The sequence below is a fragment of the Caballeronia hypogeia genome (assembly GCF_001544875.2).
GTDB lineage: Bacteria > Pseudomonadota > Gammaproteobacteria > Burkholderiales > Burkholderiaceae > Caballeronia > Caballeronia hypogeia.
Map to the genome: position 1 here is coordinate 121999 of NZ_FCOA02000013.1, position 23240 is coordinate 145238.

The window sequence follows — 23240 nt, forward strand, 5'->3', positions numbered from 1 at the left end:
ATTACATCGCGACCTTACCTCAGCGCGCCATCGAATTTCTCGATTTCCGCCTCGGTCATGCCCGATTTGGCCGCCGAATCGCGAATCTGCTTCCAAGTCGTCGGATCGATCGCGATGCCGTTCGCCGTGCGGTCCGCGCGGCGCGCCTCTTCCGGCTCGCCGGGCGCGTAGATCGCGTCGACGCCTTCCGCGCGCGGCGAAGCCTTCATCCATTCTAGGAACGCTTCGGCTTCCGCTTGCGCGGCGGGCGCGTCGAACGCGTTCGGGTCGAGAATCACCGACGTCATGCAGTTGATGATCGCGCTCGACGTTTCCAGCGTGCTGTCGTGCGTCGTGTAGCCGCCCGAGAGCGCCCCGCCGAAAATCTCGCACAGCGCCGCAAGCCCCGAGCCCTTGTGCAGGCCGAACGCGGTCAGCGAGCCGAACGGCTCCTCGTGCATGACCTTCGGTTCGATGGTCGGTCTGCCTTCGTGATCGAGCAGCATGCCCGGCGCGACTTTCACGCCCTTGTTGTACGCGACGCGCGTCTTGCCGTAAGCAATGCCGGCGGTCGCGAAATCCAGCACCAGCGGGCTTTTGCCGTCGCGCGGATAGGCCGCACAGAACGGATTCGTGCCGAAGCGCCGGTCGATGCCGCCGAACGGCGCGACCAGCGGATCGCCCGCCACGTTCACGAAGTGGAACGACACGAGCCCGGCTTTCGCGCACTGCTCCGCCCAGTGGCCGATCCGGCCGATGTGATGCGCGTTGCGCAAGCCCACTGCGCACACGCCGAGTTTCTTCGCGCGTTCGATGCCGTGCTCCATCGCCTCGTAGGCGACAACCTGGCCAAAACCCTTGCGGCCATCGACGGTCAGCACCGCGCCCGCGTCGCGCACGATCTCCGCGTGCGTGTTCAGCTTGAGCTGATCCTCGCCGAGCGACGCGACATAACGCGGGATCATCCCCACGCCGTGCGAATCGTGGCCCGACAGATTCGACATCACGAGATGATCCGCGACCAGTTCCGCCTCGCGCGGCGCGCTGCCCGCGTGCTCCCAGATCGCTCGGACATAGGCGTGCAGCGTATCGGCGGCGATGCGCCGTTCGACGGCGGACGGGTTGGACGTTGGGGATGCATTCATTGCGACACTCGTCTCCATGGTTGTTTGCCTGCGTGCGCAGTCTCGGCGCGTTTGCGTCGCCTTTTTTCGAGATGCGCACGGGCTATCACTTTACCGACGATCAACTGGCCTTACCAGTTTGTTTTTTAAAAAACGCTGAAAGCGGGCGAAAAAAAGCCCGGCTGGAACCGGGCTTTCATCGTTCTGGTGCTGCGCGTGCTGCTCAGGGCGCCGCCGCGATCACTTCCGCGACCGCCGCTGTCAGCTTTTTCGCATACGGCACGTGCAGGAATTCGTTCGGGCCGTGCGCGTTGGACTTGGGCCCGAGCACGCCGCACACCATGAACTGCGAGCGCGGAAAGCCTTCCTTGAGCGTATTCATCAGCGGAATCGTGCCGCCCTGCCCGATATACGCGACATCCGCGCCGAAGTGACTCCGCGACGCGTCGTTCAGCGACCCGGCCAGCCACGGCGCGAGATCCGGCGCGCTCCAGCCGGTCGCGGCCCCGACTTCCGGCTTGAACGTCACGCGCGCGTTGTACGGCGGATCGAATTCGAGCAGAGATTTCAGCTGCGCGACGGCCTGAGTCGCTTCCACCAGCGGCGGCAGACGCAGCGACAGCTTGAACGCGGTGCGCGGCGCGAGCACGTTGCCCGCGTCGGCGAGCGGCGGCAGGCCCGCCGCGCCGGTCACCGTCAGCGACGGGCGCCATGTGGAATTGAGCAGCGCTTCCTTCGGATCGGTCGTGGTCGGCAGGACGCTGCCGCCGTCCTGACCGCAACTCCACGGCAGCTTCTTCCAGACGTCGTCGCCGAGAATGCCGGCGGTCGCTTCGGCTTCGCGCAGACGTTGTATCGGAATCGGGCAATGAAAGCCCTGCGGCAGCAGATTGCCGGTGCTCGCGTCTTCGAGACGCTCGAACAGTTGCCGCATGATGCGGAACGTCGATGGCGCGATGCCGCCGTAACCGCCCGAATGAATGCCCTCGTCAAGCACCTGCACTTCGAGATCGCCCGCGACGAGGCCGCGCAGCGAAGTCGTGAGCCAGAGCTGATCGTAATTGCCGGCGCCGGAATCGAGGCAGATGACGAGGCCGACGTCGCCGAGCCGCTCGCGCAGCGCGTCGAGGTAAGGCAGCAGATCGTAGCTGCCCGATTCCTCGCACGTCTCGATGATGCCGACGCAGCGCGGTCGTTCGACGCCCTGCGCATCGAGCGCGGCGAGCGCGGTGATGCTGGCGTAGGTCGCGTACCCGTCGTCCGCGCCGCCGCGGCCGTAGAGCTTTCCGTCTTCCATCTTCGGCGTCCACGGGCCGAGATCGCTGCGCCAGCCTTCGAATTCCGGCTGCTTGTCCAGATGGCCGTAAAGCACGACCGTTTCGGTGCTGTTCGAACGGGTGGCGGGCGCCTCGAAGAAGATCACCGGCGTGCGCTCGGGCAGGCGCACGATTTCCACCTTGAGCCCCTTCACCGGTTGCGTCTTCACCCAGTCGACCGCGTCCGTGACCACGCGCTCGATGAATCCGTGGCGCGCCCAGTCCGTGTCGAACATCGGGCTCTTCGCGGGGACCGCGATGTAGTCGGTCAGCGCGGGTACGATCTCGTCGTTCCATTTGCGATCCACGAAATCGCGCAGGACGGCGGAATCGAGCCGTACCGCCTCTTCGTGTTGCGTGCTGTCGCCGATAGCCATGACCCTGTATCCAATTCGAGCAAACTTCAATGATAGACGGGATTTGCCGTCGGCTCGACCGGCGCCGCGCCGCGCGCGCGATTTATGTGACTTTTTTCAACGATGCGGCGTTGCGGCGGCTTGGTCGCGCGTTCCCGAAACGACGACGCGCGTGACCGAAGAATCCGCGTCGATCGCCTGCTCGGTGAATGGGAAGCGAGCCCATCGCTTGGCCGCGAACGCGCGCGTCGCGTCGCCGTAATGCGGCGACGCGGGATCATCCGATTCGGAATGCGAAAGCATGGTGTCCGCTTCCACGCCATCCGCGCCGAAAGTGACGACCTGCACGTAGCTGTCGCCTTGTCCGCTCGGGTCCATCGGATACCCCTTCGGATCGAGCGCACGCCGCGCGCAGACGATCGTGAAATAGCCTGCTTCGTCACAGCCGCCGTAGAGCGGCACGCGCGCGCCGTTGCGCACGGTGTAGAGAATGTCGCCGCGCCGTGAATCGAGCGCGAAGCCATTGAGCCTGAGCGCCAGCGCCGCGCCGCCGAGCGCCTGCCGCAAGTCCTGCAACACCGCGGGATTGTCGACGTTGAAACCGGCTGGCGTCGCGAGCGGCTTGTTCGGATCGAAGCCCGCCTCGTACAGCCGTTCCGGAGCGATGCGCGACACGCGCTGCCAGAACTCGTCCCACAGGTTCGCGCCGCGCGCGTCGATTTCCGCCGTGCCGTTCCAGTTGCGCAAAACCTCGCACGCTTCGTGCAATGGGCCGAGCGCTTCTTTGACCGTGCAGACCGCATCGAGCAGCGGCTTGCGGAACAGGCGCTCGGACATCGAATTGGTCTCCAGCACGGCCGTTTCCAGCGCCTCGCGCGTGACGCCGCCGCGCTCGCGCTGCAGCCGCGCGGCGAGCAGATGGCCATAGCGCGTGCGCAGCGACTGCTCGACGCGCGTCGCGCCCGCGATGCGCGGATAGCCCGATAGCGGCGCGTTCGCGTTGGTGAGCCAGTAGCTGTCGTTGAAATTGCCGACGTAATCGCCGCGCACCGTGCTCGGCAGTTGAGCGACGGCCAGCGCACCCGCCTGCACGCTCGCCGGATCGACGCGCCACGCGCATGCGCTCTTCGCACCGTCGAGGAACGGCACGCCGGGTATGCGGCTATCGAATGCGCGTCCGGCCGGCGTCGTGCAGGAGTCGGCGAGCGCGTCCGGCACGTTCGGAATCGGGCCGATGTCCGCGAACCAGACGCGATCGTCGCCGCGCCCGATCGCGAAGGTGTTGGCCCAAGGCATGGCCGCGTAGCGCTTCTGGATCGCCATGAAGTCTGCGAGCGAGCGCGCCTGATTCCACGCGAAGAAGTTCTGGAATGCGCGCGCGTTGTCGACGTTGACGTCGGCGAGCGCATAGGCGCGCTGCGCGCTCCAGCCGAGACCCTGCGCCATCGCCGACAGATCCACGACCGGGCCGAAGCGAGTTCTGTAAAGCGTGCGCGATACGTTCTCGAACGATCCGTCGGCGCGGCGCGTACGCACGGTGAGCGCGACCGGCGTCATCGCCTCGCTCCGGCCATCGACGAGATAGTGCGTCGGCTCGGCGGGATCGAGCGTCAACTGGAAGATGCCGAAGCGCCGCGCGCTCGACACCGTATGCGTCCACGCGATGTTCTCGTTGAAGCCCAGCACGATCAGCGGCACGCCGAGAAACGACACGCCCGCGACGTTCACCTGACCGGGAATCGTCAGTTGCGCCTGATAGAAACGGTCCGGCCCGCGCCAGAACCAGTGCGGATTGCCGAACAGGATGCTGCGGCGCTCGCGCGTGATCGGCGCGCCGAACGCCAGCGCATTGCTGCCCATGCCGGGGTTTTCGCCGATGAGAAAGCGCAGCGTCGTCTGCTTCTCTTCCGTGACGGCGGACGGGGGCGCCGATGCGCCCGCCGGCGGATGCGCGGTCGCGATCGGCGCCACGAAGCGCGCCGAGCCGCCCGCGAGATTGGCGGCGATCAGGCGCAAATAGATGTCTTCGGCGCTGATCTTGTCGACCCACGGCTTGCCCCGGCACGCCGCGTGCGCGTTCGGGAATCGGCCCGCGTTCAGGTCGGCGAGATAGCGGTTGTAGCCGCTCGCGAAGCCTTCGATGAGATTGCGAAGCTCGGTGGGCTGCGCCGCCCGGTAGCGTTCGACGCTCGCCTGATCACCGATCAGCCGGAAGAAGAAATCGGCGTCGATGTTGCGCGGCTGGCCGAAGGTCGCGGCGGCGGGAGGACGCGCGTCCGCGCCGAAATAAGCGGAACGCTCGCCGCGATAAGTGACGAAGGCATCGGCGAGCGTGCACAGGTTGTCTTGCGCCTGCGCGTAGCCGAAACCAAAACCGAGGCTGCCCCAGTCGGCCGCGAGAATATGCGGGATGCCGTCCTGCGTGCGGCGGATTGCGGCGCTGTAGGCGCCGCTTGTCTGAGTCTGACTCGCGCCGGATGCGTCTGGCGTTTGCGGCGGCGCGACACAGCCGGCCAGCAGGACGCAGAGGAGCGCCGCGGAAATCACGAGCCTGACGGTCTGGTTCATCGAGTTCATCGAGCGAGTCCCTCGGTCCGATCGACGTGATGATGGGCGGATGACGACCCCGCGCGAAGTATCGCATCGCCTGTGACGAAAACGCCGCCAAAGTCTAGTCGCTCGCGCCCGTTCCGCGAAGCCGTTGCACAATGAAACCATGAAACATTCGATTTCCCCCACCGACGATCCACGTCCCGAGCCGCCCGAGCGTCCATCGCCCGAAGAATGCTGCCAGAGCGGCTGCAATCCCTGCGTGTTCGATCTGTATCAGGAAGAGCTCGAACGCTACCGGGCGGACTTGCGCGCGTGGGAAGCGCGGCATCCGCCACCTGCGGACTAGCGCAGCCGCTGAACGTCCGGCCGATTCGAGCGCAAGGCGACGCCCGGCGCTATGCTTGTGTCCCCTTCGAACACAATCTCAAGGAGCGCATTCCCATGTCTCTTACGATGTATCGCGCGTCGATTCCAGTCTTCATTCGTGGACTCGAAGTGTGCGCGGATCTGCTGGAAAAAGGCGCGGCCTTCGCCGATCAGAAAGGCCTCGCGCACGCCGATGTGATCAACGCGCGCCTCGCGCCCGACATGCTGCCGCTCGCCGCGCAGATCCAGCGCGCGAGCGACACGGCGAAGCTGTCGGCGGCGCGTCTGTCAGGCGTCGAGGCGCCGCGTTTCGAGGACAACGAGGACAGTTTTCCGACGCTGCAGGCGCGCATCGAGAAGACGATCGCGTTTCTGAAGAGCATCGACAAGGGCGCGCTCGTCGACAGCGAAACGCGCACCGTCACGCTGAAATTTCCGGATTTCTCGCCGTCGTTCTCGGGCGTCGATTATTTGCTCGGCTTCGGGCTGCCGAATTTCTATTTTCATGTCGTGACGACGCACGACATCCTGCGTCATCTGGGCGCGCCGATCGGCAAGCGGGACTTTCTCGGCCCGCTCAAATAAGCTCGGAAATCTCGATGAGGTTGTAGTCCGGGTCGCGCACATAGACCGAGCGCAGTTTTTGAGTGGCGCCCGTGCGCTCGACCGGACCTTCGATGATCGGCACGTTCATCTGCTCGAGCCGCTCGATCACCCGATCGAGCGGCACCGTGGCGATAAAGCACAGATCGAGCGCGCCCGGCACGGGCAGATGCGCCTTCGGCTCGAATTCCGCGCCGCGCACGTGAAGGTTGATTTTCTGATTGCCGAAGCGAAACGCCACGCGGCCTTCGCCGAAGGTTTCGAGCTTCATTTGGAGAACGTCGACGTAGAAGCGTTTGGTCGCTTCGACATCGACGCAAGTGAGCACGAGATGGTCGAGGTGATCGATCAGGGACATGCCGGACTCCTTCGGGGAAGTGCGGTCATGGTCGCACGGTTCAGGCCGCCAGGCGACGGCCCGAGACGCTCACCCCTGCCGCGCCGCGATCTGCTTTCGCCACCCCGCGAGAATCCGGCGCGCGAGCGCGTCGTAGTCGCCTCCGAAGTGATGATCCCCCGGCAGTTTCACCACTTCGATGCCCGTCTTCGTCAGTTCCGGACACAGCGTGTCCTCTTCCTTCTCGCCGTAAATGCATTGCACCATCGCCGGCGGCAGCTTGTTGAACTCCGGCCGTACCTTGAGCGCCTTGTCGCTTGCGGGCATGCCGAGCCAGCCCGTCACGCGGATCTGGAAATCCGCTGCCGGGGAAAAGCCCATCAGCGAGATATACGACACCTGATCGCGCACCGCGTCCGGCAGACGGTTATACGCGAAAGGCATCACGTCCGCGCCGAACGAATAGCCGAGCAGCGCCACGTGGCTCGTGTGCCAGCGCGCGCTGTACGCGCGGATCACGCGGGCGATATCGTTAGCGGTCTGCTGCGGTGACTTCTCGCTCCAGAAGTAGCGCAGCGAGTCGATGCCGATAACCGACACGCCGTCTTTCTGCAGCGCCAGCGCCATGGTCTTGTCGAGATCGCGCCAACCGCCGTCGCCGGAAATGACGATCGCAAGGAGATCGGTCGGCTGCGCGGCGCGCAATTCGATCAGCGGAAGATCGGAGACGTCGCCATCGGCGAGCGGCTCGGACTTCTTGAGGTGCGGCGCCGTCATCGCGACGAGCGCATCTGCCTTCGAGCGGTTCGCTTCGAGCACCGCCGTGTATTCGAAGAAGCCCGGCAAGCCTTTCGCGTGGATGATGGTCGAATCCGGCGCACAAGGATTGAACCGCGCGTCGAGCATCGGGTCCGCCGCCAGCGACACCGCGCCCGCGACCGTATTATCCGGCGCCTGCTTCAGCGCGCTCTCCGCGAGAATCGCGCCCTGCCCCGTGCCGACGAGAATCGGCGCGTGATAGCGATTCGTCTGAACGGTGCGTTCGAGCTGATGGCTCATGTTCTCCGCATCGCCGACGAGGTTGTGGCACGACTTCTCGGTCTTGTCGGCCTTCAGTTGCGCCGCGTACTTCATCGTGTCGACGCCGATCACCATTGCGCCTTTCGTGGCGAGCGCGTCGGCGGCTTGCTGGTCGGCGGGTGTCCAGCCGCCTTTTTCCGAGAACAGCACGACGAACCCGGTCATGTCACCGGTGGGCTTCGTCAGCATCACCTGGCCGTATCGGCCGCCGGGAATCGATTCGGCGGCTCGCGCCGCGCCAAATACGGACACACCGCAGACGGCGGCCATAATCAGCGCCGCCGCTTTCTTGCTCGAGAATTTCATGAACGCCAGCCGCCCGCGAGAAGCGAGAGATCCGCCAAAGTGAAAAATACGCCGACCGAACCGGACGCCGCCAGATAACGCGGCTCCCAGCGCGGCTGGAACTTGCTTTTGAAGCCCCGCAGTCCGCGGAAGTTGTAGAAGCGGCCACCGAAACGCCAGACCAGCCCGGCGAGCCGATGCCAGTGCGACGCGAGCGGCGTCGGGTCCATGCCCGACAGCGGCGCGATGCCCAGCGACAGCGACCTGAAACCCGCTTCCTTCAGATGCAGCGCGAGCTTCGTGAAGAGGTACTCCATCGCGTACGGCGACGCCGCCGACACATGGCGCATCACGCCGACGGTCGCCTCGGTGTTCATGTCCGTCGTCATGAAGGTGACGAACGCGACCGGCTCGCCCTGCTGACGCACCAGCAGCACCGACTGCGCCGCGAGATATTCCTCGTTGAACGCCGCGACCGAGAAGCTCTTCTCGCGCGCGGAGCGGCTGTCGAGCCAGTCATCGGAGATGGCGCGCAGCATCGGCATGCTTTCGGCGATGTGCTCGGGCCCGATCACTTCGGTATCGAAGCCGTCGCGTTCGCCGCGCTTGAGCGCATAGCGCAGATGCGAGCGGTGCGAGCCCTTCAGATCGAAATCCGACAGCGCGACGTGTGCTTCCTCGCCGAGCTTCATCAGGGTGAGACCGGCGTCGAGATAGAGCGGCAGCGCGTCGGCGCGAACCTGATAGAACGCCGCGCGGCCGTTGTGCGCGTGCGCGAGCTCGACGAACTTGCGGATCAGCTCCGCCCATTCGCGGCGCGGGCCCACCGGATCGTGCAGCGCGGCCCACGTACGGCCGTGCTTTGCGAACATCAGAAACGCTTCGCGCGACTCGGAGAAGAGAAAGCTCTTGTCGCCCATCATCGCGAGGCCGGCGTCGCTCCGCTCCTGCGCGCGGAAGATGCGCGCCGCGTCGAGCAGATCCTGCGGCGCGGGCTTCACGAAACGGCCCGCCGCCGGGCGCAGCAGTTGCCACAGGCCGAATGCCGAGGCGAACACCGCCGCGGCGAGCGTCGCGCGCAGTGCACGCGGAGCGCGCTCGTCGAAGGCGAACTGCCACCAGAGATCGCGGCTGTAGGGAACGTCGCGGAAGGCGAAGAACATGATCCACATGGCGACCGCCATCACGACGCCGATCGAGATCAGCCAGGTCGCAGTGAAACGCTCGGCAAACAGCGAGGACCGGCGGTTGAAGCGCTCGCGCGTCAGCATGAGCAGGACGATCAGGAACGCCAGCACGCCCGCTTCGACGAACGCGAGACCCTTGGCCAGCGACAGCGCCAGGTTGGCCACCGCGAGGATGAGCGCGAGCCACCAGGCGGCGTCCAGCCGGCGCATCAGGCCGCGCGCGACGAACAGCAGCAGCACGCCGAACACCGAGCCCAGCAGTTGCGAGCTTTCCAGCACCCACAGCGGCACGATGGTCTGCAGCACCGCGATACGCATCTTGAACGCGGGCGTCGCGCCGGAAATGACGAGCATCGAGCCGGCGGCGAAAGTGACGATCGACAGGAACAGCGGCGCGAGTTGCGACACGCGCGCCGGGCTCAGCATGTCGAAGCGGCCCTTGAGCGCGCGGCCTTCGAACGCGGCCATCACGCCCGCCGAGAGGATCAGCGGCAAGCCGAAGTAGATCGCGCGATAGGCGAGCAGCGCGGCAAGCACGTCCGGCGTCCGGGCGCTGCCGCCGAGCGCGAACACCATCGCCGCCTCGAACACGCCGACGCCGCCCGGCGTATGGCCGATCATGCCGAGCAGCATCGCCGCCGAGAACACCGTCATGAATTCGCCGAAGCCGACTTGCGGGCTCGGCAGCAGCGCCCACAGCGCGAGCCCGGCGCCGAAGACATCGACGACGGCGAGCGCGGCCTGCGCGACGAAATCGCGGCGCGCGGGCACCGTGAACGACAGCCACTTCCAGCGCGAGCGCAGCGTGCGCGGCTCGCGGCCGCAGAGCACGACCATGACCGCGAACACGCCAAGCAGCGCGCCGCCGGTCGCGCGCAGCGCGGCGGGCGGCACATGCATCATGCCCGAGAGCGTGCCGGCGCCGAACAGCATGCCGGCTGCGGCCATGAACGCCAGCGACAGCGCGAGCGTGACGCTCGTGAAGATCGTCAGGCGGCCGACCTGCGACGGCGTGACTTCAGCCGCGCCATAGACGCGGCAGCGCACGGCCCCGCCCGTCAGCGCGCCGAAACCCGTAACGTTGCCGAGCGCCGAGCCGACCGTCGCGCCTACCCACAGCAGGGAACGCGGCATCTTCACGCCGATGTGCCGCAGACCGACCGCGTCGCGCCCGACCAGCGCCGCGAAGCTGAGCGCGGTGGCGAACAGCGCCGCGATCCACGCCTGCGGTGTCATCATGCGCAGCGAATGCATCACGGATTTGTAGTCGACCGCGCGCGAAAGATGCTGGAACACCACCAGCAGCAGCACACAGATGACGACCGTGAGCGCGGGCGTGGCAAGCCGCTGAAAATTTACTCCGCCGGACGGACGTCCGACGGTAGAAATGGCGCGAAGCCGGGCGAGCAACTTTGTACGAGACATGCGTTCTATCAGACTGGCTCACGCTGCTCATCGTCAGTATTCCGGCGACGGCAACGGGTACATCACGGTTATCGGGGGCCCGCGCGTCGAACGCGGTCGGAGAGCGTCATTTCGGCTCCCGCCGCCCGCGCTCGCGCCATACAAAAGGCTTCAAGGCATGAAACGCCTATATAACGGCGATGGTTGACCCGACTTGATCAATATTGGGAAAACTACGAATCGAAAGCTTGCTTTCAACGCTGGCGCGGCTGCCCAGGGCGATAAAAAGCCGCACAAATGACCGATTCTGTCCTTTGCACGCGCTTTACGGTTTGTCAGAGAAGCGGTTAGGATCGACGTCCGCGGCGTTGCGGCAGTCGAATCGACGCGTGCCGCAAGCTCGCGCGGTTAATACGAAAGGGCATTGAAACCATGAAAAGAACGATTGCACTTCTATCGGCGGCGGCCGTGACGGCGCTGAGCGCATGCGTATCGACCGACGACTCGCTGCTCAAGACCGTCCCGGTCGGCTCCGGCACATCGCAATACAAACCCTACGATTTCGTTCGATGCGTGAAGGAGAAATGGACCCCGATCGCCGGGCGGGTGCGCGAGTACAACCCGAGCTCCGACACGCTGGCCGTCTCCATACCGAGCGGCGGAGCGACGAGCCAGTCGATCGTGCTGGTGATCGCGCAGGCGTCGGCGGGGGGCACCGGCTACACGCTGTATGGCGACGTCGCCGTCGCGAGCCGCTATCTCGCGGCCACGCACGCCTGCGACTGACGCCCACTCGCGATCAGGACGGCTTCCCGTTGCGCATGTCGACGCCGGCCAGATGCGTGCCGACCACGCGCCCAATCAGATATCCGTCCGACGCGCACGCGTTGACGCGCTCCTTGCCGTCCCACTGGATCTTGTACTGGTCGTCCTGTGAATGGACGGCGGCGGCGTCGAACTTGCGCTTCGGCTTGCCGCCATTGCGCGCTTCCTCGCCCACCAGCCGGTTCCACGTCAGCGCATAGCCGTAACGCACGCCATCGGCGAAGGCGTCGTTGTCGCAGACCTGCTTCGGCGGCGTCGTCTTGACCATCAGGTGATAGCCGCCCGGCGTGCCGACCATGATGCGCTGTTCGCCGGGCGGAGCCGGGGGCGCGGGCGGCTTGGGCGCCTGCGCTGCCTGGACCGCCGAGGCGCCCGAGGCCGCCGCGTCTGCGGCCGTGCCGTTCTGCTGCGGAAGCGGCGCGCATGCGCCGAGAACCAGCGCCGCTGTCACCGTCAAAGCCGTGCCGGCGCCTTTCATTTTCATGAGCGTCATCCTGCGAATCACTTGCGCTGAGCCTGTCTCGAAATAGTCGGGGCTCTACCTTACCATCCCGATATGAATTCTTCGGACGATGACAAAAGGGGACGCGGTGCGCATGCGACGAGGCGGACGCACTTTCGGTGCGCCCGCGTCGCCAAGAGGATTCGAGATCAGGAAGCCGACGACGTATTGCTCAAGGGCATTTCGATGCCGCGCCGCGCCATTTCGACGATCAGGAAAGTGCGCCGCGTGACGTGGAAGCGCGCGAGCAGATCGCTCGAATATTCCTTCGCGGTGTTCTCGCTGATGTTCATCTTGCGCGCGATCGCCTTGTTCGACAGCCCTTGCAGCAGATAGCGCAGGGTTTCCGTCAGGCGCGGCGGCAGTTCGAGCGATTCGATCGTCACGCCCGCGTGCGGCGACACCGGCTTCGGGCTGTGACCGCCCTTGCCGAGCACGGTGTTCGGCAGATAGACGCGGCCGTTGAGGATGGTCTTCAGCGCCTCGCGGAACACACCCGCGCCCTGCTCGCTGCCTTTCGAGATGAAACCGCACGCGCCGTTCTTGATGCAGTCGAGCACGGTGTCGCGGTCGTCCTGCGCCGAGAGCATGATCGTCTGCACCTCGCGCTCCTCTTCGCGAATCCAGTTGAGCAGATCGAGGCCGGTGGCCTGACCGCGCAAGTGGTAATCGAGGAACATCAGGTCGTACGTATTAGCCGAAAGCTTCGCTTTGGCCTGCTCGACGCCGTCGGCTTCGTCGATTTCGAGCAAAGGCTCGTTCGCCAGGATGAGGCTTTTCATCGCGCTCCTGGTGAGCCCTTCGTCCTCTACTAGCAACACAGTTTTGAAATAGCCATTTTCCATTGCGACGCTCCGAGAACGGTTCCGATATTACGCGAGCGCTGACCGACTTCCACCCCCTCTTTCGCGGGGATTCAATCGCCTGTCTCCTAAAATGCCTCGCTTTCCCTTCCCGTGCCGGGTTTGGAAACGAGCACGTCCGGTCGAAACTGGCGGCATCGAATCAATCAGGCTGCCGGGTCCGGGCACGGAGGATGAGATGTCGAGCCGATTCGTCGACAACGAAAGCGAATTCGCGTTATGGCGCGTCAAGCGGGCGCGCGTGGGCGATGCCTCGCGCCGCGTGCTGATCGCCCACAAGGACAAGTCGATCGGCGATTCGCTCGCCGTTCAGCTCCGCCAGAAAGGCTTGCAGGTCATCCATTCGCAGGATCTCAAGTCCGTGCGCGCACTGGTCCAGAGCTGGCAGCCGCAGGCGCTTCTGCTCGACACCAGTCTCGACAGCGACTCCGGCTACGTCTTTCTACGCACGCTGCGCATGGATGCCGACGTCCCCGGACGCCTGCTCGTCGCGATGAGCAACGTCTGGCCCGCCGATCCGGTGCAAACCCTCAAGGACGCCGGCTTCGACGCGCATTGCCGCCGTCCCTGCGCGACCTGGCGCATCGTCGATCTGGTCGAAGCTTTCTTTTCCACGCCGTTCACACGCTGATGTCTTCAGGAGGTGCCGCCATGTACAAGGATGTCTGCCTCGTCGTCGGAGGAATTCTGCCGGCACATGCCTCGCGCTGCGCCGCCGGCCGCGAGCGCACCTGTGTCGAAGCGCGTGTCAGGCGGCGTCGGCGTCGCGTGGGGCCTGGGTCGCGCCGGTTGCCATCGCGAGCGACGCCCGTATTTCACGACCTGGCTCGATGAGCGCGACACCCGTGCCCGGCAAGCCGCGCGCCGCGAGATTGAAGCCGTCGCTCACGTGCGAGACCGGCTCGACGCAGAGATAGCCCGCGCCCGCCGGACAATGCACGACTACGTGGCCGAGCGCGTCGTCGGCATGCAGGCGCAGGGTGCGGCCGTGCGGGAAATACAGCGTCGCGTGGCCGTCCCAGCCGCACAGATAGCGCGTGTAACCCTCGGCTTCGCGCACGTGCCGCCGTACCGGATGCTCCGGCGTCGGCTCGATCGCGATCTCCGCCTCGTGACGCCAGTGGGTTGTCGTAACGAGCTCGGCTCGCTGCGCGTTGAAGTATGGATGAAAGCCGAGACCGACAGGCATTGGCTGCGACGAGCGGTTCACGACGCGCATCGACATGCGCGCGCCTTCCTCGTTCACCTCGATCAGTTGCACGGCTTCGAACGCCCACGGCCAGCCATGCGCGCCCTCGTCGTGCAGATAGCGCATCACGGCGCAATCGGTCTCCTGAAGCTCCACGCTCCATGCCGCGAACTGGCCGAAGCCGTGCAGCGCGTGGACCATGCCCGGAAACGTCGCCAGTTCGACGATGGAACCATCGGGTGCGGGAAAACGCGCATCGCGTACGCGATTGGAAAACGGCACGAGCGGATAGCTGCCGCCTTTCGGCCACGCATCGCACGGCCAGCCCGCGGCCAGCACCGGCGCGAGCCATTCCTGCACGCCGTGCTCGTCGCGCGTGGCGAAGCGCGTGACGCGCCCGCCCGCCTCCGGCGCGAGCTCGATGACATGTGGCCCGCTCGAAATGACGAGGCGCGGCTCGGCGTTCAGTTCTACGACTTCACGGAATTTCGTCACGATACTGCTTCGGTATGGAGAACCCGCGCGCAGCCGCATTGCGCGGCTGCGCCGACACACATCACTGCTTCTGTTCCTTCACGCGCGACACGAGCTGCGTCGGGCTCACGAACTGCAGCGCAATCAGCACCCAGACCATCGTGATGGCCATGTAGATCATCGCCATGGCGTCGATGGACTGCGGCGCGCGCACGCCCGTCGAGAAGACCGCGTAGTACAGCGCGACGACCAGCGTCTGCGTGGTCGGCCCGGCGGTGAAGAACGTCAGCTCGAACATGCCGATGGTGCGCACCAGCACCAGCAAGCCAGCAGCCAGCATGCCCGGCACGAGCAGCGGCAGCAGCACGTAGCGGAAATAGCGCGCGGTGTTCGCCCCGAAAATGCGCGCGGCCGATTCCAGGTTCGGATCGATCTGCTCGATGAACGGCGTCATCACTAGAATCACGAACGGCAGCGCCGGCACCAGATTCGCGAGAATCACGCCGGTGAGCGTGCCCGCCAAGTGGAACTTGTACATGACCGTCGCCATTGGAATGCCGTAGGTCACGGGTGGCACCATCAAAGGCAGCAGGAACACGAGCATCGCGAAGCGCTTGCCGGGGAACTGCACGCGCGCCAGCGCATAAGCCGCCGGCACGCCCAGCGCGATGGACAGCAGCACCACCGCGCCCACGACTTCGAGCGTGACGAGCAGCACGCTGGAGAGCTGGAAGTCGCTCCATGCCTGCGCGTACCAGTGCAGCGTGAAGCCTTGCGGCAGCAGCGTGCCGAACCAGCGCGTCGCCACCGAATTCACGGCGACGGTCGCGATCAGCAGCAACACGTTCACGAGGAAGAAGCCCATCGTCGTCCAGACGAAGGCCTTCCATAACTTGTCCCGCAGGCTTCGTTGCTGTTTCATTTGCTTGCCGGTGCTTGGGGTGTGCGCGCCAGCCTGCCAGCCGGGCGCCGCGTGGTTATCGGTTGTCATTATCCCTTGCCTCCCGTCACCGGGCCGGTGTAGAAGAAGCGCCGCGCGCCGAGCATGCCGCCGACGACGAGCAACTGCACGAAGCCCATCACGATTGCGATCGTCGATGCGAGCGCGTAGTCGTAGCTCTCGAACGCGGCCTCCGATGCGGCGATCGAAATCACCCGCGTCGGGCCAGCCGGCGCGCCGAGGAGCACCGCCGACGGAAACACCGAGAACGCCTGCACGAAGGACAGGCACGCCGTCATCGTGAGGCCGGGCAAGAGCAGCGGCAGATAGATCTGACGGAACTGCTGCCACGGACTCGCGCCGAGCGTGGCCGCCGCGCGCGCGAGCGTCGGATCGATGCCCGTCACGTACGACAGCGTCAGCAGGAACGCGAACGGAAAGCCCGACACGATCAGCGAAATCAGCACGCCCCAGTAGTTGTGCGTGAGGCGCACTTCATCGCCATACAGATGCAGCGCCTGCAAGGCTTGCGGGAACCAGCCGTTCGGGCTGAAGTAAGTCAGCATGCCGTCGGCGATCAGTACGGTGCCGAGCGTCACCGGCACGACCAGCAGCGTGGTCACGAACTTCTGGAACGGCGAGGTGCGCCGCAGCGCGAACGCCACCGGCACCGACACCCCCACGTTGATGATCGTCGCGGGCACGGCGAGCTTCAGCGTGACGATGATGGTCGGCCACATCGACGTATCGGTGAAGAACGTGATGTAGTTGGCCCACATGCCGCCGCCGTTCATCGGATTGAACGACAGCATCAGCCCGTACGCGAACGGATAGATGAACAGCGCGATGATGAAGATGAGCGCCGGCGCGACCAGCCAGCCCTTCGGATCGCGTTGCTGCGCGGGAAGCGCGATCATTTTTCTTCTCCGTACACGAGCGTCTTCGAAGGCGCGACGCGCAGCGTGATGCGCTCGCCTTCGCTGCATTCGCCCGCGATGCGCGCCCACAGCTTGCCGAACGCCGTATTCACGATGATGAGCGAATCGCGGCCGCCGTATTCGACGACTTCCACGTGGGCATCGAGAGCGTTCTCCGTGCCGGGCGACGCGCGCTCCATGTCTTCCGGACGCAAGGCGACGGACACGCGCTTGCTGTCGAAACCCTCCATCGGCGTGCCGAGCAGCTTCACGCCGTTGGCATTCACTGCGACGCCCTCGCCCTGCGTGCCTTCGAGGGTTGCCTGCACGACATTGCGAAAGCCCATGAAACGCGCGACGTGCAGGTTCTTCGGCCGCGAATAGACTTCCTTCGGCGACGCCACCTGCTGCACGACGCCCTCTTTCATCACGACAATGCGGTCGGCCATGGAGAGCGCCTCGTCCTGATCGTGCGTCACGTAGATGGTCGCGCGCTCCAGCTTGCCGTGAATGCGGCGGATTTCGGCGCGCATCTCGATGCGCAGCTTGGTGTCGAGGTTCGAGAGCGGCTCGTCCATCAGCACGAGCGGCGGCTCGATGACGATCGCGCGGGCGATCGCGACGCGCTGCTGCTGTCCGCCCGACAACTGGCCCGGCAGCTTCGCGTCATGCCCGATGAGCTGCACGAGCTGCAGCGCGGCCTTTGCGCGCTTCATCGTCTCGGCCTTCGACACGCCCTGCATCTTCAGGCCGAAGCCGACGTTATCCAGCACCGACATGTGCGGAAACAGCGCGTAGTTCTGAAAGACCATGCCGAAGCCGCGCTTCTCCGGCGGCAACACGTCGATGCGCTTGTCGTCGAGCCAGATGCCGCCGCCTGTCAGCGGCTGCAATCCGGCGATGCAGTTCAGCGCGGTCGACTTGCCGCAGCCCGACGGCCCGAGCAGCGCGATGAACTCGCCGCGCTGGATATTCAGATCGAGGCCCTTCAACGCGGCGAGCTGTTGCCCTTCCGCATTGGTAAAGCTGCGCGAGACCGAGTCGAGGCGCAACTGCTCAAAAGTATGCTTCATGACATTTCCTGCGCTTTTTTGTACAAGCGGCGACGCTCCTCGCTAGGAACGCCGCCGTCTCATCACAGCGATACGCCGACTTACTTGGACTTGGCCGCGCCGATCTCGCGGTCCCACTTCTGGAATGCCGCGACCATCGCCTGGGCGCTGAGCGGCAGCACGTGCGGACGATCCGCCAGCAGCTTCGCGTACTCCGGCCGGCCGAACTTCTGGATGACTTCCTGGCTCTTCGCCGGCGCCATCGAAAGCGGCACGTCCTTCACCGCCGGGCCCGGATAGAAGTAGCCGTCGTCATACGTGAGCGCCTGCTGCGCCGGCTCGAGCATGAAGTTCATCAGCTTGTAGAGCACGTCGAGCTTTTCCTTGGGCACGCCCTTCGGAATCACCATGTAGTGCGCGTCGTTGACCCACGTCATGTTGTCGAACGCGGCGACCTTGAAGTCGGCCGGCACGATGCCGAGCGCGCGCGGATTGATGTCCCAGCCGGTCACGGTGACGGTCATGTCGCGCGTGCCTTCACCCAGTTCCTTCATCACCGCCGACGTGCCGCCCGGGTAGTACGGAATGCAGTCGTTGAGCTGCTTGAGGAACGCCCAGGTCTTGTCCCAGCCGTTGATCGGGTCCATCGGGTCCTTGTCGCCGAGCACGTACGGCAGGCCCATCAGGAAGGTGCGGCCCGGGCCGGAATTCGCCGGACGCGCGTAGATCAGTTTGTTCGGATGCGCCTTGCACCACGCGAGCAACTGATCGGGCGTCTTGGGAACATCAGTGACCTTGGCCGGGTTGTATTCGAGCAGCGGGCCCGCCGGCATGTAGGTAACTTCGAGACCGTAGCCCTGCGCGATGTCCTGCATCTTGCGCGGGCCGGGCGCGTATTTGTCGAGCACGCCGGGGAACGCCTTCGACTGGTCGGGCAGCAGCTTTTCCCACAGGCCTTGCTGAATGCCGGCCGCGAGCGCGTCGGTGCCGGTCACGACGAGGTCGATGTCCGAGCGCCCCGCCGCCTGCATCGCCTTGATCTTGCCCGGCAACTGCGGCGCGGGCGCGTTCGTGAAGGTGATGCTGGAAACCAGGTCGGGATACTTGGTCTTGAACGCCTCGAAGCCCTTTTGCGTCAGTTGCAGATTACCTGCGACGTCGACGATGTTGATCGATACGGGATCGGCCGCGTGTGCCGCGCTCATGCCGAAAACCCCGCTCACGGCGACGCAAATCGCCGCCAGTTTCACTGACAGTCCTGCCTTGAAAGCCATTTTGTCTCCTCACTTCTCTCGCAACCATGGGTCGGGAAGAGGTCCGGGCTTATCGACGATGTTGTCGGTTGTGTCGATCGCCGGCCTGTTTGTACTTCGTTCTGGTTATCGCGTGTCTTTGTGCGCGTGCGTCCTCGTTGCGACCGGATGCTGAAAAATAGCCAACCCGGTTATAGGATGTCAAGCAAATCGGATCACACTAAGGTTGTTACCGAAACACCCGAAAGGCTCTTTTTCCTCTGCCGATAGCGCTTTGCAAGCGTCCTCGGGATATACCCCGAGCGCTTGTTTCCTCCCTTTTTTAACTGCATTTAACTGGGGTTTCCTGCAGGTTTCCTCCGAGTTTCCTTGTTGAGAGCATCCAGCACACTCGCGCCCCTGGCGATGTCCGACTGAGCGTGGATGGGCGAGATTGGGTGGAGAAGTTTTGTCAGAGCAAAGTATCGCGTCATCGCGGCGAGCGTTTGGGCGTCGGTCTGATGGGCGCTTGACTACGCGCACAGGTCCGCTTGTTCGACCAAAGTTGTCAGGCAACTTTATCAAGAATGGGAAAATGTCGGCTACGATCGCCACGGTTGTGTGACAACTACGCGACCGCCTAATCGCCGAACATGCGCTCGATAGCGTTTTCGAGATGCGCTCTCATCGCTTTTCCGGCGCGTTCCGGGTCCTTCGCACGGATGGCTTCGAGCACTTCCAGATGCTCGCGCTGCACGAGTCGCTGCCGCTCGAGCGTCTTCACGTACGAGAGATTGCGCGACAGATTCATGCTGACTTCGATCTGTTCTTCGATGAAGGACAGCACGGTGATGAAAAACTGATTCTTCGATGCCCGCGCGACAGCGAGATGAAACGCGAAATCGTCTTTCGCGCCGATGCCTTCCTGCGTTTCGACCATGCGCTCCAGTTGCTCCCAGGCCTGCTGGATGGCGCGGACGTCCTCCTCATCGGCCTTGACGGCAGCGAGTTCCGCCGCGCCGGACTCGTTGACCAGGCGAAACTCGTAGCAGCGGCGAATGTCGGAGAGTGTCTCCAGCGGGGCGAAACGGCGCACGTCGGGATCGGGACGGCGTCCGACGACGGTGCCCGAACCACGTCTCGTCACGATGATGCCGTCCGCGCGCAACCTTGCGAGCGCCTCGCGCACGGTCGGACGCGAGGTCGCGAAACGCTCGGCGAGCGCGTGTTCCGTGAGGAGCCGGTCGCCCTCCTTGAACTCGCCTTCCATGATGCTGGTGAGAATGTCGTTGTAGATCCGGTCGGCAAGACCGGGTGCCTTACGCTCGTTCATGTTCGCGCGGGACGTGCTTGTCAGGGTGGTGAACGATTGTAAGGCAGATTTTTTTGAGGAGGGACGGACGGGAGGTTGAGTGCCCCCCGGCACTTGGCGGGGCTCGATCTTTGCAACAGCGCGAAAAAAAAGCGCGTCACGGCTTACCCGCGACGCGCCCTTCCCGCAGACCGATGCTTACAGCGAAAGCAGCTTGCGCGCCTCTTTCGCGCTCGCGACCGGACGGCCATACTCCGCGCACAGCGAAGCGACCCGGCTGACCAGTTGCGCATTGCTCTTCGCGAGCGTGTCCTTGTCCCAGCGCACGTTGTCTTCGAGTCCCGTGCGGCAGTGGCCGCCCAGTTGAAGCGTCCAGTGATTCACTTCCAGTTGATGACGGCCGATGCCGGCAGCCGTCCAGGTCGCGTCAGGCAGATTCTTCTTCAACTGCTCGACCTCGAACTCCAAAATCTCGCGACGCGCGGGGAGCGCATTCTTTACGCCAAGCACGAACTGCACATGTACCGGCGACTTCAGCAGTCCCTGATTCACCAGATCGACGGTGCTGTAGAGCATCGCCAGATCGAAGATTTCGATCTCGGGCTTCACGTTTTGATCGAGCATCGTCTGCGCAAGCGAGCGCACGAAGTCGGGCGGATTTTCATAGACGATCGTCGGAAAATTGACCGAGCCGGTTGCGAGCGACGCCATGTCTGGCTTCAGGTCGAGCATTGCGCCGCGTTGCTCGAACGAGCGGCCGCGCCCGCCCGTGGAAAACTGGATGATGATGTCCGGACAATGTTTGCGGATACCGTCCTGCAACTCCGCGAAGCGATGACGATCCGAACTCGAGCGTTCGTCCTCGTCGCGCACGTGCAAGTGCACGAGGGTCGCGCCCGCCTCATACGCTTCGTGCGTGCTTTCGATCTGCTCGGCGATCGTGATCGGCACGGCAGGATTGTCCTTCTTGCGCGGCACCGAACCGGTGATGGCGACCGATATGACACAGGGTTCTTTCGTGGGGGATTGAGTCACGCTTCGCTCCTTGAAGGCGACCATTCCCGAGCCGAAATGTGGAAACGGAGAACAGCGCCTTAATTTTAACTAACTAGTACGTTTATCAATGGTGAGGCATCGCGTGTCGTACTGCAAGCCTCACAAACCCTAACCTCCGGAAGTGTCACGCGTTCCCGCTTCGTATGACGAATCGAACCGCTTCTACGTTACTGCCGAGCGGCATGATCGGCGAGCATCTTGCCGACCTGCTCGTCGGTGATAGCCGGCTTGATATCGAACATGAAGAGGTCAGCCCAATCGTGCGCCCATTGAGCGAGCGGCTCGATCTCATCGCATTCGCAGACGGCCACACCCCAGATGGAACCGATCGCATGCCAGCGTCCCAGCAAGCGGATGCCGTCGGGCGGCGCGCCACGAGTCTGAAGGAATCGTTCGGCCGCCTGTCTTTCGACCTCGGGCTGCGCAGTCCAGTTGACGATGAATAGCATGGCTCGATCCTCCTGTTGGAACGCCATGAAACGGCGCGACGCGCCGGGCTCGCCGCCGCATCGGCACAGCGGCGGATGCGGTTCAAATCCAGTATAGAAGGCGGCGATCGAGACCACGGTTCTTTGCATTTTGCGTATTGCATGACGCATTCAATGCGCCGCGAATCCACTATGCTCGCGGCACGAAACGACTACGCGCACGCGCCGCGTCGTTCAGCGCCACACGACGACCGGCGCCGCCAGCACGGGTTGCGCATAGGTGATCCGCACAGCGGGCGCAGCCACATACACGGGCGCAGGCGGTGGCGGCACCGTCACCACGACGGGCGCCGGCGGCGGCGTCACGACCACGGCGCGCACCGGCGCGTAGTAGTACGGCGGCGGCGCGTAGTAGACCGGCCGCGGCACGGGGGGCGCATAGACGACGGCGGGCGCGACGTAGGAAACCTGCACGCTCGTACCGGCCAAGGCCGTCCTGGCACAAGTCAGACCGATGGCGGCGACGGCGGAAACGCTCAGCAAACGAAAGTTCATGGTGAAGTCCTCATGCATCGAAAGTCGGTTGTATCGGCAGCAGCGCAGGTATCGGCTGTGCCGGCGATGAGAACGATAGCGAAGCGGCGCGCGCAGCGTGAGCCATAACTTGTGTCATCGGATGTCGTCGCGTGCAAGGCGCATCGACCGCGAAATACGGCGACATCATTCGTAGCATCCCTGAGATTGCGTTCGCCGTGCGGCTCAATAAAATGGCATCAATCTGGACGTTCAATCGGCATCAACTGCCTTCGAATCGAGGAGAGAGTCATGCGACAGATGCTTGCCATGCTTGTGCTGTGCGCGACGTGCGTCACATCGGGCGCGGCGTGCGCGCAGACCGCCACTCAACCAATGGGCGCGAGCCCGCGCATCGAGCACGCGATGGGCCAGTTGCAGACCCGCTTTTCGAGCGCCAACACCACGCACGACGGCAGGCTCACCCGCCAGCAGGCGTCCACCGGCATGCCGCTCGTCGCGAAGCACTTCGATGAAATCGACACGCAAAAGAACGGCTATGTGACCCTGCCGCAAATCGAAGCCTTCATGCGCGAGCATGCCGCGCAGCGTTGAACGGAGCGTCCATGGAAACCCTGCCGAAGATCATCGTGCTCGACGACGAAGCCGAGCTGCGCAACATGCTCCAGCGCTTTCTCAGTTCACAGGGTTTCGAGGTGCGCGTCGTCGAGAATGGCAAGCGGCTCGACCGCTATCTGCAGCGCGAGCCTTTCGACCTGCTCGTGCTCGACTGGATGATGGAGCCCGAGGACGGCCTGTCCGTTTGCAAGCGCCTGCGCACCGAAGGCCAGACCTTGCCCATCCTGATGCTCACCGCCAAGGGCGATCCGGTCGACAAGGTGATCGGCCTCGAAACCGGCGCCGACGATTACCTCGCGAAGCCTTTTCTTCCGCAGGAACTCGTGGCCCGCGTGCGCGCGTTGCTGCGCCGCCAGAAGATCGCCGCCGGCGACCCCACTCACACGCAGCAGATCATCCGCTTCGGCGATTTCCGTCTCGATCTCGCCAGGCAGCAGCTCTTTCGCAACGGCGAGCCGTTCGAGATCCATTCGGCGCAGATGCAGTTGCTCGGCGCGCTCGGATCGTCGCCGAATCGCGCGGTGAGCCGCGACAATCTCATCGCCCGCACGCGCGGCCGCGATCACGACGCGCTCGATCGCAGCATCGACGTGCAGGTGCTGCGGCTGCGTCAGCTCGTCGAGGAAGATCCCGGCAAGCCGCGCTTCATCAAGACTGTCTGGGGCGTCGGCTACATGCTGCTCGCCGAAGTCGAATCGTGAGCGGCGC

At 64.5% G+C, this 23240-nt stretch carries 23 protein-coding genes; 6 read left to right on the forward strand and 17 right to left on the reverse strand.

The window, feature by feature from the left end; translation table 11 throughout:
- Nucleotides 1-14: 14 nt before the first annotated feature.
- The 3 genes from AWB79_RS20105 to AWB79_RS20115 all read right to left on the reverse strand — a co-directional run bounded on the left by AWB79_RS20105 (nucleotide 15) and on the right by AWB79_RS20115 (nucleotide 5343).
- Complete coding sequence (locus tag AWB79_RS20105) at nucleotides 15-1124, reverse strand: malate/lactate/ureidoglycolate dehydrogenase (RefSeq protein ID WP_061169185.1); 1110 nt, start codon at nucleotides 1122-1124, stop codon at nucleotides 15-17.
- Nucleotides 1125-1326: 202 nt separating this feature from the next.
- On the reverse strand, nucleotides 1327-2796 hold the full coding sequence (locus AWB79_RS20110; protein WP_061169186.1) for a M20 family metallopeptidase: 1470 nt from the start codon (nucleotides 2794-2796) through the stop codon (nucleotides 1327-1329).
- 96 nt (nucleotides 2797-2892) lie between these two features.
- Nucleotides 2893-5343 (reverse strand): penicillin acylase family protein, encoded by a 2451-nt coding sequence (locus AWB79_RS20115; RefSeq protein ID WP_061169253.1) that lies wholly within the window; start codon nucleotides 5341-5343, stop codon nucleotides 2893-2895.
- Nucleotides 5344-5491: 148 nt separating this feature from the next.
- On the opposite strand from AWB79_RS20115, the gene AWB79_RS20120 reads away from it, so the two are divergent.
- Both AWB79_RS20120 and AWB79_RS20125 read left to right on the forward strand, forming a co-directional pair.
- Nucleotides 5492-5674, forward strand: coding sequence for an oxidoreductase-like domain-containing protein (locus AWB79_RS20120; protein ID WP_061169254.1), 183 nt, complete (start codon nucleotides 5492-5494; stop codon nucleotides 5672-5674).
- Nucleotides 5675-5769: 95 nt separating this feature from the next.
- The gene (locus AWB79_RS20125; RefSeq protein ID WP_061169187.1) at nucleotides 5770-6279 is read left to right on the forward strand and encodes a DUF1993 domain-containing protein; all 510 of its coding nucleotides are present in this window, start codon (nucleotides 5770-5772) and stop codon (nucleotides 6277-6279) included.
- Here the strand turns inward: AWB79_RS20125 and AWB79_RS20130 are convergent.
- The 3 genes from AWB79_RS20130 to mprF all read right to left on the reverse strand — a co-directional run bounded on the left by AWB79_RS20130 (nucleotide 6272) and on the right by mprF (nucleotide 10611).
- Nucleotides 6272-6655: a VOC family protein gene (locus AWB79_RS20130; RefSeq protein WP_061169188.1), complete on the reverse strand. Its 384-nt coding sequence runs from the start codon at nucleotides 6653-6655 to the stop codon at nucleotides 6272-6274. The genes AWB79_RS20125 and AWB79_RS20130 overlap by 8 nt on opposite strands.
- Nucleotides 6656-6724: 69 nt before the next feature.
- Nucleotides 6725-8020: a virulence factor family protein gene (locus AWB79_RS20135; protein ID WP_061169189.1), complete on the reverse strand. Its 1296-nt coding sequence runs from the start codon at nucleotides 8018-8020 to the stop codon at nucleotides 6725-6727.
- On the reverse strand, nucleotides 8017-10611 hold the full coding sequence (gene mprF, locus AWB79_RS20140; RefSeq protein ID WP_096031576.1) for a bifunctional lysylphosphatidylglycerol flippase/synthetase MprF: 2595 nt from the start codon (nucleotides 10609-10611) through the stop codon (nucleotides 8017-8019). Before mprF ends, AWB79_RS20135 begins: the two co-directional genes overlap by 4 nt.
- A gap of 411 nt (nucleotides 10612-11022) precedes the next feature.
- Here mprF and AWB79_RS20145 point away from each other — a divergent pair, with 411 nt between their 5' ends.
- Nucleotides 11023-11376 carry a hypothetical protein gene (locus tag AWB79_RS20145; RefSeq protein ID WP_061169191.1) on the forward strand — a complete coding sequence of 118 codons (354 nt, stop codon included), beginning with the start codon at nucleotides 11023-11025 and terminating at the stop codon, nucleotides 11374-11376.
- 13 nt (nucleotides 11377-11389) lie between these two features.
- Here the strand turns inward: AWB79_RS20145 and AWB79_RS20150 are convergent, their stop codons facing one another.
- Nucleotides 11390-11899, reverse strand: coding sequence for a hypothetical protein (locus AWB79_RS20150; protein ID WP_232470941.1), 510 nt, complete (start codon nucleotides 11897-11899; stop codon nucleotides 11390-11392).
- Nucleotides 11900-12066: 167 nt separating this feature from the next.
- Nucleotides 12067-12762 carry a response regulator transcription factor gene (locus tag AWB79_RS20155; protein WP_061169193.1) on the reverse strand — a complete coding sequence of 232 codons (696 nt, stop codon included), beginning with the start codon at nucleotides 12760-12762 and terminating at the stop codon, nucleotides 12067-12069.
- A 196-nt stretch (nucleotides 12763-12958) separates the two neighbouring features.
- On the opposite strand from AWB79_RS20155, the gene AWB79_RS20160 reads away from it, so the two are divergent.
- Nucleotides 12959-13411, forward strand: coding sequence for an ANTAR domain-containing protein (locus AWB79_RS20160; RefSeq protein WP_061169194.1), 453 nt, complete (start codon nucleotides 12959-12961; stop codon nucleotides 13409-13411).
- A 117-nt stretch (nucleotides 13412-13528) separates the two neighbouring features.
- Here AWB79_RS20160 and AWB79_RS20165 read toward each other — a convergent pair whose 3' ends face one another.
- From AWB79_RS20165 to AWB79_RS20205, 9 genes are all read right to left on the reverse strand, one after another.
- Nucleotides 13529-14464: an aldose epimerase family protein gene (locus AWB79_RS20165; RefSeq protein WP_061169195.1), complete on the reverse strand. Its 936-nt coding sequence runs from the start codon at nucleotides 14462-14464 to the stop codon at nucleotides 13529-13531.
- A gap of 61 nt (nucleotides 14465-14525) precedes the next feature.
- Nucleotides 14526-15365 carry an ABC transporter permease gene (locus AWB79_RS20170; protein ID WP_374728556.1) on the reverse strand — a complete coding sequence of 280 codons (840 nt, stop codon included), beginning with the start codon at nucleotides 15363-15365 and terminating at the stop codon, nucleotides 14526-14528.
- Between the two features lie 68 nt (nucleotides 15366-15433).
- On the reverse strand, nucleotides 15434-16300 hold the full coding sequence (locus AWB79_RS20175; RefSeq protein WP_061169197.1) for an ABC transporter permease: 867 nt from the start codon (nucleotides 16298-16300) through the stop codon (nucleotides 15434-15436).
- Complete coding sequence (locus AWB79_RS20180; RefSeq protein ID WP_061169198.1) at nucleotides 16297-17373, reverse strand: ABC transporter ATP-binding protein; 1077 nt, start codon at nucleotides 17371-17373, stop codon at nucleotides 16297-16299. Before AWB79_RS20180 ends, AWB79_RS20175 begins: the two co-directional genes overlap by 4 nt.
- A gap of 80 nt (nucleotides 17374-17453) precedes the next feature.
- Nucleotides 17454-18557, reverse strand: a complete 1104-nt coding sequence (locus AWB79_RS20185) for an ABC transporter substrate-binding protein (RefSeq protein WP_374728557.1) — start codon at nucleotides 18555-18557, stop codon at nucleotides 17454-17456.
- A 667-nt stretch (nucleotides 18558-19224) separates the two neighbouring features.
- Complete coding sequence (locus AWB79_RS20190) at nucleotides 19225-19917, reverse strand: FadR/GntR family transcriptional regulator (protein ID WP_061169200.1); 693 nt, start codon at nucleotides 19915-19917, stop codon at nucleotides 19225-19227.
- Between the two features lie 177 nt (nucleotides 19918-20094).
- Nucleotides 20095-20931, reverse strand: a complete 837-nt coding sequence (locus AWB79_RS20195) for a 3-oxoadipate:acetyl-CoA acetyltransferase (RefSeq protein ID WP_061169255.1) — start codon at nucleotides 20929-20931, stop codon at nucleotides 20095-20097.
- A 188-nt stretch (nucleotides 20932-21119) separates the two neighbouring features.
- Complete coding sequence (locus AWB79_RS20200) at nucleotides 21120-21530, reverse strand: DUF3303 domain-containing protein (protein WP_332459670.1); 411 nt, start codon at nucleotides 21528-21530, stop codon at nucleotides 21120-21122.
- A gap of 84 nt (nucleotides 21531-21614) precedes the next feature.
- A complete protein-coding gene (locus AWB79_RS20205) occupies nucleotides 21615-21935 on the reverse strand; it encodes a hypothetical protein (RefSeq protein ID WP_063963512.1) in 321 nt (106 codons plus the stop codon).
- Nucleotides 21936-22205: 270 nt separating this feature from the next.
- Between AWB79_RS20205 and AWB79_RS20210 the strand changes: the two genes are divergently transcribed.
- Both AWB79_RS20210 and AWB79_RS20215 read left to right on the forward strand, forming a co-directional pair.
- Nucleotides 22206-22508, forward strand: coding sequence for an EF-hand domain-containing protein (locus AWB79_RS20210; protein WP_061169202.1), 303 nt, complete (start codon nucleotides 22206-22208; stop codon nucleotides 22506-22508).
- An 11-nt stretch (nucleotides 22509-22519) separates the two neighbouring features.
- Nucleotides 22520-23233, forward strand: a complete 714-nt coding sequence (locus AWB79_RS20215) for a response regulator (RefSeq protein WP_061169257.1) — start codon at nucleotides 22520-22522, stop codon at nucleotides 23231-23233.
- Nucleotides 23234-23240: the final 7 nt, after the last annotated feature.

Excerpts from the sequence above, each read along its gene's own strand:
- AWB79_RS20105 (WP_061169185.1), bottom strand. The coding sequence starts at position 1,124 with ATGAATGCATCCCCAACGTCCAACCCGTCCGCCGTCGAACGGCGCATC.
- AWB79_RS20110 (WP_061169186.1), bottom strand. The coding sequence starts at position 2,796 with ATGGCTATCGGCGACAGCACGCAACACGAAGAGGCGGTACGGCTCGAT.
- AWB79_RS20115 (WP_061169253.1), bottom strand. The coding sequence starts at position 5,343 with ATGAACCAGACCGTCAGGCTCGTGATTTCCGCGGCGCTCCTCTGCGTC.
- AWB79_RS20120 (WP_061169254.1), top strand. The coding sequence starts at position 5,492 with ATGAAACATTCGATTTCCCCCACCGACGATCCACGTCCCGAGCCGCCC.
- AWB79_RS20125 (WP_061169187.1), top strand. The coding sequence starts at position 5,770 with ATGTCTCTTACGATGTATCGCGCGTCGATTCCAGTCTTCATTCGTGGA.
- AWB79_RS20130 (WP_061169188.1), bottom strand. The coding sequence starts at position 6,655 with ATGTCCCTGATCGATCACCTCGACCATCTCGTGCTCACTTGCGTCGAT.
- AWB79_RS20135 (WP_061169189.1), bottom strand. The coding sequence starts at position 8,020 with ATGAAATTCTCGAGCAAGAAAGCGGCGGCGCTGATTATGGCCGCCGTC.
- mprF (WP_096031576.1), bottom strand. The coding sequence starts at position 10,611 with ATGTCTCGTACAAAGTTGCTCGCCCGGCTTCGCGCCATTTCTACCGTC.
- AWB79_RS20145 (WP_061169191.1), top strand. The coding sequence starts at position 11,023 with ATGAAAAGAACGATTGCACTTCTATCGGCGGCGGCCGTGACGGCGCTG.
- AWB79_RS20150 (WP_232470941.1), bottom strand. The coding sequence starts at position 11,899 with ATGAAAATGAAAGGCGCCGGCACGGCTTTGACGGTGACAGCGGCGCTG.
- AWB79_RS20155 (WP_061169193.1), bottom strand. The coding sequence starts at position 12,762 with ATGGAAAATGGCTATTTCAAAACTGTGTTGCTAGTAGAGGACGAAGGG.
- AWB79_RS20160 (WP_061169194.1), top strand. The coding sequence starts at position 12,959 with ATGTCGAGCCGATTCGTCGACAACGAAAGCGAATTCGCGTTATGGCGC.
- AWB79_RS20170 (WP_374728556.1), bottom strand. The coding sequence starts at position 15,365 with ATGAAACAGCAACGAAGCCTGCGGGACAAGTTATGGAAGGCCTTCGTC.
- AWB79_RS20175 (WP_061169197.1), bottom strand. The coding sequence starts at position 16,300 with ATGATCGCGCTTCCCGCGCAGCAACGCGATCCGAAGGGCTGGCTGGTC.
- AWB79_RS20180 (WP_061169198.1), bottom strand. The coding sequence starts at position 17,373 with ATGAAGCATACTTTTGAGCAGTTGCGCCTCGACTCGGTCTCGCGCAGC.
- AWB79_RS20185 (WP_374728557.1), bottom strand. The coding sequence starts at position 18,557 with ATGAGCGCGGCACACGCGGCCGATCCCGTATCGATCAACATCGTCGAC.
- AWB79_RS20190 (WP_061169200.1), bottom strand. The coding sequence starts at position 19,917 with ATGAACGAGCGTAAGGCACCCGGTCTTGCCGACCGGATCTACAACGAC.
- AWB79_RS20200 (WP_332459670.1), bottom strand. The coding sequence starts at position 21,530 with ATGCAAAGAACCGTGGTCTCGATCGCCGCCTTCTATACTGGATTTGAA.
- AWB79_RS20205 (WP_063963512.1), bottom strand. The coding sequence starts at position 21,935 with ATGAACTTTCGTTTGCTGAGCGTTTCCGCCGTCGCCGCCATCGGTCTG.
- AWB79_RS20210 (WP_061169202.1), top strand. The coding sequence starts at position 22,206 with ATGCGACAGATGCTTGCCATGCTTGTGCTGTGCGCGACGTGCGTCACA.
- AWB79_RS20215 (WP_061169257.1), top strand. The coding sequence starts at position 22,520 with ATGGAAACCCTGCCGAAGATCATCGTGCTCGACGACGAAGCCGAGCTG.